The sequence below is a fragment of the Saonia sp. genome (assembly GCF_056326165.1).
The window spans coordinates 16,042-29,039 of sequence record NZ_JBWFBN010000005.1 but is presented as its reverse complement, the minus strand read 5'-3'; the positions used below and the strand labels follow the sequence as shown (position 1 = coordinate 29,039).

12 protein-coding genes are annotated in these 12,998 nt (G+C 34.9%); 7 read left to right on the top strand and 5 right to left on the bottom strand.

Features of this window, described 5'->3' with window-relative positions; genetic code table 11:
• Positions 1-182 precede the first annotated feature (182 nt).
• From AC000W_RS06145 to AC000W_RS06130, 4 genes are all read left to right on the top strand, one after another.
• The gene (locus AC000W_RS06145) at positions 183-1,199 is read left to right on the top strand and encodes a LacI family DNA-binding transcriptional regulator (protein WP_474746884.1); all 1,017 of its coding nucleotides are present in this window, start codon (positions 183-185) and stop codon (positions 1,197-1,199) included.
• 12 nt (positions 1,200-1,211) lie between these two features.
• Positions 1,212-1,871 carry a beta-phosphoglucomutase gene (gene pgmB / locus AC000W_RS06140; protein WP_474746882.1) on the top strand — a complete coding sequence of 220 codons (660 nt, stop codon included), beginning with the start codon at positions 1,212-1,214 and terminating at the stop codon, positions 1,869-1,871.
• The gene (locus AC000W_RS06135) at positions 1,868-4,171 is read left to right on the top strand and encodes a glycoside hydrolase family 65 protein (protein WP_474746881.1); all 2,304 of its coding nucleotides are present in this window, start codon (positions 1,868-1,870) and stop codon (positions 4,169-4,171) included. The genes pgmB and AC000W_RS06135 overlap by 4 nt, the downstream gene beginning before the upstream one ends.
• 66 nt (positions 4,172-4,237) lie before the next feature.
• A complete protein-coding gene (locus tag AC000W_RS06130; RefSeq protein ID WP_474747126.1) occupies positions 4,238-6,052 on the top strand; it encodes an alpha-amylase family glycosyl hydrolase in 1,815 nt (604 codons plus the stop codon).
• A 54-nt stretch (positions 6,053-6,106) separates the two neighbouring features.
• Here AC000W_RS06130 and AC000W_RS06125 read toward each other — a convergent pair whose 3' ends face one another.
• Positions 6,107-6,529 carry a hypothetical protein gene (locus AC000W_RS06125; RefSeq protein WP_474746879.1) on the bottom strand — a complete coding sequence of 141 codons (423 nt, stop codon included), beginning with the start codon at positions 6,527-6,529 and terminating at the stop codon, positions 6,107-6,109.
• Between the two features lie 180 nt (positions 6,530-6,709).
• Between AC000W_RS06125 and AC000W_RS06120 the strand changes: the two genes are divergently transcribed.
• Together AC000W_RS06120 and AC000W_RS06115 are read left to right on the top strand one after the other, a co-directional pair.
• Positions 6,710-7,462, top strand: coding sequence for a glycerophosphodiester phosphodiesterase (locus AC000W_RS06120; RefSeq protein ID WP_474746878.1), 753 nt, complete (start codon positions 6,710-6,712; stop codon positions 7,460-7,462).
• Positions 7,462-8,739 (top strand): BaiN/RdsA family NAD(P)/FAD-dependent oxidoreductase, encoded by a 1,278-nt coding sequence (locus tag AC000W_RS06115; protein WP_474746876.1) that lies wholly within the window; start codon positions 7,462-7,464, stop codon positions 8,737-8,739. The genes AC000W_RS06120 and AC000W_RS06115 overlap by 1 nt, the downstream gene beginning before the upstream one ends.
• A gap of 25 nt (positions 8,740-8,764) precedes the next feature.
• On the opposite strand, the gene AC000W_RS06110 is transcribed toward AC000W_RS06115, so the two are convergent.
• The 3 genes from AC000W_RS06110 to glpK form a co-directional block, all read right to left on the bottom strand.
• The gene (locus tag AC000W_RS06110; protein ID WP_474746875.1) at positions 8,765-9,394 is read right to left on the bottom strand and encodes an MSMEG_1061 family FMN-dependent PPOX-type flavoprotein; all 630 of its coding nucleotides are present in this window, start codon (positions 9,392-9,394) and stop codon (positions 8,765-8,767) included.
• Positions 9,395-9,525: 131 nt separating this feature from the next.
• Positions 9,526-10,254, bottom strand: coding sequence for an MIP/aquaporin family protein (locus tag AC000W_RS06105; protein WP_474746873.1), 729 nt, complete (start codon positions 10,252-10,254; stop codon positions 9,526-9,528).
• 10 nt (positions 10,255-10,264) lie between these two features.
• Positions 10,265-11,761, bottom strand: coding sequence for a glycerol kinase GlpK (gene glpK, locus AC000W_RS06100; protein ID WP_474746872.1), 1,497 nt, complete (start codon positions 11,759-11,761; stop codon positions 10,265-10,267).
• Between the two features lie 191 nt (positions 11,762-11,952).
• Here glpK and AC000W_RS06095 point away from each other — a divergent pair, with 191 nt between their 5' ends.
• The gene (locus AC000W_RS06095; protein ID WP_474746870.1) at positions 11,953-12,486 is read left to right on the top strand and encodes a DUF1697 domain-containing protein; all 534 of its coding nucleotides are present in this window, start codon (positions 11,953-11,955) and stop codon (positions 12,484-12,486) included.
• Here AC000W_RS06095 and AC000W_RS06090 read toward each other — a convergent pair.
• The gene (locus AC000W_RS06090) at positions 12,483-12,956 is read right to left on the bottom strand and encodes a TspO/MBR family protein (protein WP_474746869.1); all 474 of its coding nucleotides are present in this window, start codon (positions 12,954-12,956) and stop codon (positions 12,483-12,485) included. The two genes, AC000W_RS06095 and AC000W_RS06090, sit on opposite strands and share 4 nt — an antisense overlap.
• Between the last annotated feature and the right edge of the window lie 42 nt (positions 12,957-12,998).

The following is a 12,998-nucleotide window of genomic DNA, read 5'->3' as shown; positions in this document are numbered from 1 at the left end:
TCATAATCTATTGTCGCTCAAAATATGATATCCATAATTAAAACATCATAAATATGCAGCAATTGATAATAGACATGCAAATATAGTATTTTTTTGAGTTTATACTATTTTAATAAAACCTGATATAATATTGTCATACTAAAAGAAAAACCTAATATTGCGAAATTTAATTTTTAATAAAATTGAAAAAGAAAATAACACTTAAGCATATTGCCAAGGAATTGGATGTTTCCGTTTCAACAGTATCAAAAGCTTTAAAGAATAGTGAAGAAATTGGTAAGGATACCAAAGAAAAAATTCAAGCTTTTGCCAAATTGTATAATTATAGACCCAATAATATTGCTTTAAGCTTAAAAAACAAACGCACCAAGAACATAGGCGTAATTATACCAGATATTGTACATCATTTTTTTGCTACAGTTATTAGAGGGATTGAAAAATTCGCAAATAATAAAGGGTATAACGTCATCATATGTGTGTCTAATGAATCTTATGAAAAGGAAGTCATTAACATGGAAATGCTTACCAATGGTAGTATAGATGGTTTTATTATGGCTCTATCAGCAGGGACTGAGAAAAAAAAGAAGTTTAATCATCTTGAGGAAGTAAAGAACCTTGGCTTGCCAATAGTGCTTTTTGATAGGGTGACTGATGAAATAGATTGTGATAAAGTTGTAAATAATGACATCGCCAATGCCCATGAAGCTGTTATTAAACTCATGGAAAGTGGTAAAAAAAGAATAGGCTTGTTTGCATGTGAAAAATATTATGGTGTAAGTGGCCTAAGGGAACAGGGATATAGAAAAGCACATGTTGACAAGGGAGTTTCGGTAAATGAAAACTTAATTTTAAGACTGGACCTTTTTGGGATGGATGATTATTTAATATCTGATTTTTTCAAAAAACATCAAGTAGATGCTCTTTTATGTGTTAACGAAACGTATGCGGCAAGAGCTATTAAAGGAGCCATATTAAGTGGGCATAAGGTCCCCCAGGATATTTCCATAATTGGATATACCGATGGAATACTTTCAAAATACTCATCTCCAAGCCTTACAACCATTGATCAACACGGAGAATTAATGGGAATCAAAGCTACAGAACTACTTATAAATCGGATAGAGAATGATGATGAAAGCCCATTTCATACTGAAATAGTTAAGGGTACTCTTATAAAAAGAGAATCTACTTTGTTTTAACTTGCACTCTTAATGAATAATTCTGGATTTATCTTTGATTTAGATGGTGTAATAGTGGATACCGCTAAGTACCATTATTTGGCATGGAAAAAATTAGCCAATGAACTTGGTTTTGAGTTTACTGTTGAGCAAAACGAACTTTTTAAAGGAGTTAGCAGAAAAAGATGTCTAGAAATCCTATTGGATATTGGGAATGTTGAGGCTACGTCTGAACAGTTTGACAAATGGATGATAGAAAAGAACCTAGATTATCTTGCCTACATAGAGGAAATGGATGAATCGGAGATTTTACCGGATGTTCCAAAGATTCTAAAATATATTAAAGAAAGAAATATGCCAATTGCATTGGGTTCTGCAAGTAAAAATGCCAAGCCTATTTTGGAAAAAGTAAAGTTGTTGCCCTATTTTGACACTATTGTAGATGGGAACCATGTAACCAAGGCTAAACCAGACCCAGAAGTTTTTATTATTGCAGCAGAACAATTGGGGGTTTCTACCCAAGATTGTGTGGTTTTTGAAGATGCTGTTGCAGGTGTAGATGCAGCGAATGCTGCAGGGATGATAAGTATTGGAATTGGAAATAAAGATATTCTTTCAAAGGCCGATTATAATTTCCAAAATTTTACCGAGATTAGTTTAGATTTTATTAAAAATATAGTTGAAAGTAAATGAATCAAGAGTATATACAGCCTAATGAATGGTTCATTATAGAAGAGGGTTTTGATAAGGAAAAAGTGAAATCTTCTGAAAGCCTATTTAGTATAGGTAATGGTGCTATGGGACAACGCGCCAATTTTGAGGAACAGTATACAGGAGAAGCTTTTCAAGGAAGCTATATTGCTGGGGTCTATTATCCTGATAAAACCCGTGTTGGTTGGTGGAAAAATGGATATCCAGAATATTTTGCTAAAGTACTGAACGCGCCCAATTGGATAGGAATTAATGTGTTAGTTGATGGAGAATGTCTAGATTTAAATACGTGTAAAAAAATTGAGGGTTACCGCAGAGAACTCAATATGAAAGAGGGTTGGTACAAAAGAAGTTTTGTAGCCACACTTCCTAATGATGTGAAAGTTGCTGTAAACACAACCCGATTTTTAAGCTTAGACATAGATGAGGTAGGCGCTATTCAATATGAAATTGAGGTCGTGAATTCTGGTGCCCTCATCAGAATGACACCTTATTTAGATAGTGGAATTACTAATGAAGATAGTAACTGGGACGATAAATTTTGGAACACAACCAATATCACTTCGGTTAAAAATAGAGCCTTTATTGAAGCCCATACTATGAAGACCAATTTTGCTACTTGTACTTTTATGGAGGCAAGTGCACATTCAAATGGTGTCAAATTGCAGCCAAAGACTACAGAAAGTACTGAAACTTTGGTGGAGCTAGAATTTGAGCATCAATTAAAAAAAGGTGAAAAGATTACACTTCACAAATTCGGGGGTTATACAGTTTCTAGAAATCATGATGTAGAAGATTTAATAAATGCCGCTAATAGGGCTTTGGATAAGGCAGTTGAGTTGGGTTTTGATGCACTGCTTAAAAAACAAAAAGATGCATGGGCAGCCATTTGGAAAATGAGCGATATTGCCATAGATGGAGATGTAAAGGCCCAACAGGGCATACGCTTTAATATTTTTCAATTAAATCAAACCTATTTAGGAAAAGATTCCAGATTAAATATAGGCCCAAAAGGTTTTACAGGCGAAAAATATGGAGGCAGTACCTATTGGGATACTGAAGCTTATTGTATACCTTTCTATATGGCTACCAAAGACCAACAGGTTGCCAGAAATTTATTAAAGTATAGGTATAACCATTTGGAAAAAGCCATAGAGAATGCAGAAAAATTAGGCTTCAAAAATGGAGCTGCTCTTTATCCAATGGTGACCATGAACGGAGAAGAGTGTCATAACGAATGGGAAATCACCTTTGAAGAAATCCATAGAAATGGTGCTATTGCTTTTGCAATCTATAATTATTACAGGTTTACTGGAGATTATTCTTATGTTCCAGAAATGGGGCTGGAAGTTCTTATAGGCATTGCACGTTTTTGGTACCAAAGAGCCAACTTTTCCACTCACAAAAATCAATATGTAATTTTAGGAGTAACTGGGCCCAACGAATACGAAAACAATGTAAACAATAACTGGTACACTAACTATTTGGCAAAATGGTGCATTGACTATACCTTAAATGAGACTGAAAAGGTTAAAAATGAATATTCCAATGATTATACTAGAATAGTTAATACAACAAAATTAACTAAAGAAGAATTAGCCGAATGGAAAAGAGTTGCTTCCAATATGTATTTTCCATTTTCAGATGAACATCAAATCTATTTACAACAAGACGGATTTTTGGACAAAGAATTGATTAAAGCGAGTGATTTGCCAAAATCAGAAAGACCTATCAACCAAAAATGGAGCTGGGATAGGATTTTGCGTTCACCCTATATAAAACAAGCTGATGTACTCCAGGGCTTCTATTTTTTTGAGGACCATTTTACTCAGGATGAATTAGAAAAGCATTTTGATTTTTATGAGCCTTTTACTGTTCATGAATCTTCCCTTTCTCCTTGTGTACATAGTATTCAGGCTGCTAAATTGGACAGAATGGAGCAAGCATATACCTTTTACCTAAGAACTTCCAGATTAGATTTGGATGATTATAATAAAGAAGTTGAAGAAGGATTGCACATTACCTCCATGGCAGGAACTTGGATGAGTATTGTAGAAGGTTTTGGAGGTATGAGAATTGTAGGCAATACCCTTTCTTTTGAACCAAAGATTCCAGAACAATGGCAAGCCTACACTTTTAAAATCAATTTTAGGAACAACATTGTTCAAGTAAAAGTTACAGACCAAGGGATTACTTTTTTTATGGAGGGTGATAAAGAAATGACCATTGATGTGAATGATAAAAAGGTTAGTTTAATACCTTTTAAAGAAATAAAGGCGTAATTAAGCTAGATGCAAAGGGCACTTTTCACAGTTGTTTTATTTTTGGTAATTCTATTTGCCTCGTGCATGTCATCCGATAAAAATCAAAAAGTGAAAATGAAAGAGATTGAGGGAAAAAAGGTAGTGTATCAAGTATTTACACGACTTTTTGGGAATACCAATACTACTAATAAACCTTGGGGGACCATTGAGGAAAATGGAGTTGGTAAATTTGAGGACTTCACAGATAAAGCACTTAGGGAAATAAAAGATTTGGGTATTACTCATATTTGGTATACTGGTGTCCCACACCATGCAGTTGTTAAGGACTATACGTCTTATGGAATATCTAATGACGATCCAGATGTAGTAAAGGGTAGAGCAGGATCTCCTTATGCTGTTAAGGATTATTATAATGTGAATCCTGATTTGGCAACAAACCCTGCAAATAGGTTAGAGGAGTTTAAGCAATTGATTGAACGGAGTCATAGGCAAGGTCTAAAAGTTATAATAGATATTGTTCCCAATCATATTGCTAGGAAGTATGAAGGTAGTGTAAACCCAGTTGGTGTAGAAGATTTTGGTGCTCACGATGATACCTCAGAGGTTTATAATAAGAATAACAACTTTTATTACAATCCAGGAGAAACCTTTAAAGTTCCTATATGGCAAGATAGATATCTTCCTTTAGGAGGTAGAGAAAATAATTTGGCGGATGGAAAGTTTACCGAAGTCCCTGCTAAGTGGACAGGTAATGGTTCCAATTTGTCGCAACCACATTTTAACGATTGGTATGAGACTGTAAAAATTAATTATGGAGTGAGTCCTGAAGGCAAAAAGGATTTTGATGAATTGCCAAATGGATATGATAATGAGGACTATAAAGTGCATTTTGAGTTTTGGAAGGATAAGAATGTGCCAGATTCTTGGAAAAAATTTAGGGATATTGCTTTGTATTGGCTAGATTTTGGTGTTGATGGATTTAGATATGATATGGCAGAAATGGTGCCAGTTGAATTCTGGAGTTATATGAATTCCAGCATCAAAATAAAAAATCCAGATGCATTTTTATTGGCAGAAGTGTATAACCCAAGTCTATACAGGACATATATTCATTTGGGAAAAATGGATTATTTGTATGACAAGGTAGAAATGTACGATAGTCTAAAACATATAATGAAAGGATATGGGTGGACAGACCATATTCCCTATGTACAAGATGGGATGAAGGATATAGAACATCATATGCTTCATTTTTTGGAGAATCATGATGAACAGCGGATAGCCAGCCCAGAATTTGTTGGAGATGCTGAAATAGGAAAACCAGCCATGGTCGTTTCGGCTACCATAAGCACTTCGCCAACTATGATTTATTTTGGTCAGGAAGTAGGTGAGCCAGGAGCAGAAGATGCGGGGTTTGGAAAACCGAGCAGAACTTCCATTTTTGATTATATAGGGGTGCCGCATCACCAGCGATGGGTAAACAATAAAAAGTTTGATGGAGGCCAACTGTCCCAAAAGGAAAGTAAGCTGAGAGATTTCTACAAACGACTTCTTAATGTTACCATTAAGAGTTCTGCATTAATGGGTGAGTATAAGGACATTCATAGATATAATCGTGACCATACGGAAAACTATAATCACAGGGTATTGTCTTTTGTACGTTGGTCTGATGAAGAAAAATTAATAGTTGTTTCCAATTTTGATGTACATGACCATTTCTCATTTGAACTTAAAGTTCCAAGTGACATAATTTCAGAGTGGCACCTAGAAGATGGAACATATCTATTATCTGAAGAATTGTACCACAAAAAATCATCTTCGTTAGAAGTTGAAAATGGTGTGGGAAAGGTTCTGGTTGAACTCCAACCTTTGGAATCATTTATATATAAAATGCAGTAATAAAAAAGGATTTGGGTTTCCCAAATCCTTTTGACTTTATTAAGAACAATTCTTTTAACTACTTTTTGGAGATGTAGCTTTATAAACAACTGCTATTACAACACCCGCAATGCCATAATATATTACATCAATAACACCTTCAATAAGATGACCAGTTAAGTCCATAAAATTTGCAGTTGCGTACATAACTAGGTAAACACCAAAACCGATTAGAAGTCCAATAAATGCACCAAACTCAAAACCTTCTTTTGCACTGTGATGCCCTCTTGCCCATTTTCCATATAATGTGCTCATTGCAAAGGCAGAAATTATAGTGCCTAGGACCAACATGCCATAATTAATTGGATCTTTCATTACATTGGTTATAGTGTGGCCTTCAAAAAGGTCTACTGTTGCGATTCCCCATATGAGATATCCCAATAAAAACAACGTCACGGCTCCTGCCAATGTCGCTAATAAATTAGATTTAGAAAACATAATATTTAAATTAGTTGGTTAATAATCAGATAAATATATTAAATAATGATTGTTATATCAATAAGTTTTATGAGAATTTGATAATTTTTGTTAGGTTTTTTTTCGAATTTTATCTTCTTGAATTAAGTTTAAGTTTAAACATCATGTTGTATTTTTAGGTTTTTAACGAATTTTATAACAATGAAGAAGAGATTATTAATTTGCTTTATTACATTAATAAGTATGGTGTCATGTACAAATCAAGAGTCAAAATTTATGGTAATAGGGCATAGGGGTGCTATGGGGCATGTTACGGAAAACACCTTAGCCTCAATTCAAAAAGCTATGGATTTAGAGGTAGATATGATAGAGATTGATGTCTTTAAAATAAAAAGTGGTGAAATAGTAGTTTTCCATGATGATCGAGTTGAAAGGCTTACAAATGGAGGAGGTAATATTGAAGAGTATAACATATTTGATTTAAAGAAATTAATTTTAGACGGGAATCACACTATTCCAATGCTCCAAGATGTCTTGAAATTGATTGACAATAAAGTAAAGCTTAACATTGAGCTTAAAGGAGCGAATACAGCAGATAGAGTAAATCATATTATTGATTATTATGTTAAGGAAAGAGGTTGGTCAGCTGAAAATTTTGTGATTTCTAGTTTTAAGTGGGATGAACTTAAGAGTATGAGAAGTTATAATAACGCAATCGATATAGCGGTATTAACTGAGGAAAACCCTTTGGATGCCATTACTATTGCTAAAGAATTAAATGCCATTGCTATAAATCCCAATTTTAAAACACTTACTCAAGAAAATGTAAATGAAATTAAAGAAGCCGGATTCAAAATTTACACATGGACGGTAAACGAACCTTCGGACATTGCCAAAATGAAGGAATTGAATGTAGATGGAATCTTTACTAATTACCCAGAGAGAGCCTATTAATGTTTGATGTACTAGTAATTGGTGGCGGTGCTGCAGGATTTTTTGCGGCCATAAATATTTGTGATGAATCCCCAAAGCTAAAAGTGGCAATTTTGGAAAGGGGAAAAGAAGTCCTTACCAAGGTGAAGGTATCTGGAGGTGGGCGTTGTAATGTAACCCATGCAGAGTTTATGCCAAGCGAATTGGTTAAAAATTATCCTAGGGGTGAAAAAGAACTTTTGGGTCCATTCCATACTTTTTGTAGTGGTGATACTGTAAGTTTTTTTGAAAAAAGAGGGATTCCATTAAAAATTGAAGATGATGGTAGAATGTTTCCCATCACCAATTCTTCCCAAACCATAATTGATTGTTTTCTAAAAGAAGTAGATAGGCTAGGGATTACAGTGCTTAAAAACAGTTCGGTTATAGATTTTGCACCATCCAAGGCAGAAGACAATCCAACTGGGTGGATGGTTCAATCCTATAAAAAAACCTACCAAGCTAAGAAGCTACTCGTTGCATCTGGTAGCAATCCTAAAATGTGGAAGTTGTTAGAAAGTATGGGTCACACCATAGAAACACCAGTACCTTCCCTGTTTACATTTAACATAAAGGATGATAGAATAAAAGGGATACAAGGGGTTAGTACTAGTGCCCGCGTGCAGGTAAAATCAAAAAAGTATAGTAACCCAAATATTTCTGTGAACCTTAAAAGTAAACTTTCACAGACTCCAATGCTGGAATCGGAAGGACCCTTATTGATTACCCATTGGGGAATGAGTGGCCCCGCTATATTAAAATTATCGGCATGGGGAGCACGATTATTGAATGATTACAAATACAACTTTAAGATTATCGTTAACTGGTTGCCAGACTACCATGTTGGGGGTGTTTTACCACTATTATTGGAAATTAAAGAGGTGGAAACCAAGAAGACAGTACTACGTACTAATGCGGTGGAGTTACCTAGGCGTTTATGGATTAATTTGGTAAAGGCATCAGGTATTAGTGAGACTACAAAATGGGCAGATGTTTCTAAAATACAATTGCAGAAGCTGTCAGAACAATTGACAAAATCAGAATTTTCGGTAGAGGGCAAAAGTACTTTTAAGGAAGAGTTTGTGACTGCTGGAGGTGTGGATTTAAAGGAAATCAACTTTAAGACTTTTGAAAGTAAAATTCATCCCAACCTTTATTTTGCGGGAGAAGTTATAAATGTAGATGCTATTACAGGCGGGTTTAATTTCCAAAACGCATGGACAGGGGCTTATATAGCAGCAAAGGCAATTGCGAAATAGGGTAGCTCTTGCTTAATAATGAATTTTAATACAGATTTGTTTTTTCATCATTTTTTATGCTTTCATCCAGTTCTTCCAAAGAGATGTCAAGCTTTCCATGGTCAATCAAAGCTTTGGCCAAAGATGGAACAGAACGTTCTTGGGTCTTATCAATATTCATCCATAGGTTAGATCTGATAATGCATTTAGCACAGTGCATAAATGCCTCTTTTACATTCACAATTATTGCAAATAATGGGGGTTTTCCTTTATATGTTAGTAGTTCTAAAACCTTTTTGTCAGTTACTATTTTGGCTTCTCCATTCACTCTTAAAGTCTCTTTAATTCCTGGAATTAAAAATATCAATCCTATGTTTGGGTTTTGAATTATGTTTCTTAAAGTATCTGCTTTTCGGTTTCCTGGTCTATCTGGAATAGCAAGCATTTTATCGCTCAATATTTTTACAAATCCAGCTGGGTCTCCCTTTGGAGATACGTCAAAGTTTTTATGTAAGTCAGATGTTGCTATGGTTATGAATGGAGATTTTTCAATAAAACTTCTACAATTATCATCAATATAGTTTATTGTTTTTCGAGTGACTATTTCGGTTGGATGCCCCATAATTTCACGCAGTTCTTTCTCCGAGGCAATTACTTTATTGAATGTCCATTCCATAATTTTGTTAGTTTAATTATATGTAGAACACACCTCAACGAGGTGGATTTTAGCTTTTGAAAATAAGGATTTTTATACAGTGTAAGAAATAGTTATTCTTTACCATTTAAATATGTTAATTTCCTAAAAAGTCAAGAAAGAGCCAACATCAATCCAGCTGCTAGTACACCTCCTATAATTGGGCCAACAATAGGAATCCATGCATAACCCCAATCACTCGTTCCTTTTCCTTTTATTGGCAGTAAAAAATGCATGAGCCTTGGGCCAAAGTCACGGGTAGGGTTAATGGCATACCCTGTAGTTCCTCCAAGACCTAAACCAATAACCCATACTAAAATACCAACAGGTAGCGCTCCAAGAGAACCAAGTCCAATGGGAGTATCATTTTCTAGAATAGAAGCTTCGGTAAAATAAAGGGGAACAAAAACGAGCACAAAAGCTCCTACGATTTCACTAAACAAATTAGAAATAGGATTGCGTATTGCTGGTATAGTACAAAAGACCCCAAGTTTTTTTGCTCGGTCTTCCGTAATATCAAAATGGTCTTTGTACATAAGCCACACGATAAGTGCGCCAAGCATAGCGCCAATAAATTGAGCTAAAATATAAGTTGGCACTAATGCCCAACTAAATTTACCTGCTACGGCTAAACCAATACTAACAGCTGGGTTAAGATGTGCACCACTATATGGGCCAGCGACTACAACGCCAATAAAAACAGCAAGGCCCCATGCTGTGGTTATTACCATCCACCCTTGGTCATTAGATTTTGTTTTTTCTAGAATAACATTGGCAACAACACCGCCACCTAAAAGTAATAATAAAAATGTGCCAATAATTTCTGCGATAAATGGAGTCATTGTGTTTTTTTTAGTGATTTTTTGACCAATGTTGCACAGCATCAACTGCTCTATGCCAACCTTTAATTCCTTGTTTAACTGTGTTTTGATTTTTAGTTGGGGTAAAATGCATATCGGCTTGCCAAATATCTTGAATTTCTTCAGCATTTTTCCAAAAACCAACTCCTAATCCAGCTAAAAAAGCAGCACCCATAACTGTAGTTTCAACAATTTTTGGTCGTACGGTTATTGTATTCAATACATCCGCTTGGAACTGCATTAGTAAACTATTTACTGTTGCACCACCATCCACTCTTAACTCCTTAATTGACACACCAGAATCTGCTTCCATAGCTTTTAATACATCCATGGTTTGGTAAGCAATAGACTCCAACGAAGCTCTTGCAATATGAGCATCTGTACTACCTCGTGTTAGTCCAAAAATAGTTCCTTGCGCTTGCTGATTCCAATACGGAGCTCCCAAACCTGCAAAAGCGGGTACAACATAAACACCAGCTGAGCTATCCACCTTAGTTGCCAGTTTTTCCACATCTGACGATTTTTCTATAATTTTTAATCCATCACGTAGCCACTGTACAACAGCACCAGCAATAAAAATGCTACCTTCCAATGCGTAGCAGGTTTTTCCATTTATTTTCCATGCTACAGTGGTCAATAAATTGTTTTTTGACAAGGTAGGTTCATTGCCAATGTTCATTAACATAAAACAACCCGTTCCATACGTATTTTTTACCATTCCTTTTTTTGTGCACATTTGCCCAAAAAGAGCCGCTTGTTGGTCACCTGCAATACCCGATATTGGGATTTCGCTTCCAAGAAAGTCAGCATTCGTAGTTCCATACATCTCGCTAGACTGTTTTACTTGTGGCAACATGCTTTTTGGAATATTGAAGAGGTTTAACAACTCATTATCCCACTCCATGGTATTTATATTAAAAAGCAACGTTCTGGACGCATTGGTAACATCAGTAATATGCAATGCACCTTTTGTCATGTTCCAAATAAGCCAAGTATCAATAGTGCCAGCAAGAAGCTCTCCATTTTCAGCACGTTTTTGTGCCCCATCTACATTTTCTAATAACCACTTTATTTTGGTGCCAGAGAAATAGGAATCTATAACGAGCCCTGTTTTTTCTCTAATTAAATCGGAATGTCCTCCCTGTTTTAATTCATCACAATAATCGGAGGTTCTTTTATCCTGCCAAACAATGGCATTATAAATGGGATTTCCTGTTTTTTTGTCCCAAACTACTACTGTTTCTCTTTGGTTGGTAATACCAATGGCATTAATCTGGGAAGCTTCAATTTTTTCCTTCGAAAGAACTTCTCTGGCCATGGCGGATTGTGTTTCCCATATTTCCATAGGATTATGTTCTACCCATCCAGGTTTCGGAAAAATTTGTGTGAACTCTTTTTGAGCAACAGAGACAATACGTCCTTTTTTATCAAAAATAAGTGCACGCGAACTTGTTGTTCCTTGGTCAAGTGCAAGAATATAATTGCTCATGTTGGTTGTATTACAAAGAAGTATTATAGTTCATAAATATAGTGATTGTAGATTTATCTATATTTAACTTCATAATAAATGACCTTGAAGATTTAATTGACGCATAAAATATCAAAACTGACTATGTGATACCTTATGCGTATCAATTTTGCATTTAAAATAATAATTATCTGTTGGTTTGTAAATTAAAAATGAAAACATACATAGCACTGCTTAGGGGGATTAATGTTAGCGGCCAAAAGAAAATTTTGATGGCCGACTTAAAAAAAGCCATGATTACATCTGGGTTTAATGAAGTACAGACTTATATACAAAGTGGCAATATTGTTTTTAAAAATGAAGAAACACCTGCTGGTACTTTAGAGAATAAAATTCATGATGCGATTATGACCAATTTTGGTTTTGATATTCCCGTACTGGTTACTACAGGCAAGAATTTAAGTGGTATTCTTGCCAAGAACCCTTTTGCTGAAGAAGAAGATAAAAAGCAATATTTTGTTTTGCTCAAGAATGTACCAGAAGTTTCTTTGATAGAAGAATTTAGTGAAGAAAAATATACAAACGAAGATTTCTTAGTAACCAACCAATGTGTTTATTTAGTATGCCATAAGGGAGCCGGTAACGCCAAACTTAGCAATAATCTTATAGAAAGAAAGTTAAAAGTTTCTGCTACTTCAAGGAATTTAAGAACAATGAAAAAGTTAATAGAACTAGCCAGTAACTAGTTCATCTCCCATATTTTATAGTTCAGTAAAGTTGCAAAACATACCCATAATAAGTAGGGAACCATTAAATAGGCTGCCGTTGTACTTACAATTCTAAACCAATTAATAGTAAATAGGATGAGCAATGCTAATAATAGAATAATAAGGAGTGACCAAAATGGGTCTTGAAATCCATAAAAAACAATACTCCACAATGCATTTAGCAGTAATTGAAACCCAAAATGGTATAGGGCAGTTTTTACCCAAATATGATAAGATCCTTTAGTCCATACCAAACCAGCTGCTATTCCCATCAAAATATAAAGAACTGTCCAAACAAATCCCAGTACAGGTATTGATGGAGTATAGTTGGGCTTGTTCAAAGTAGCATACCAATCGTTTACTGAATTTAAAACAGCAAATCTGGATAGGAAACCTATAAGCAAACAAATGCCAACAGAAATAGTGATATAAATTAGTTTCTTTTTCAAGCCAGATTAGTGTAAGTAACTAAATTAGGAATTTATTTTAAT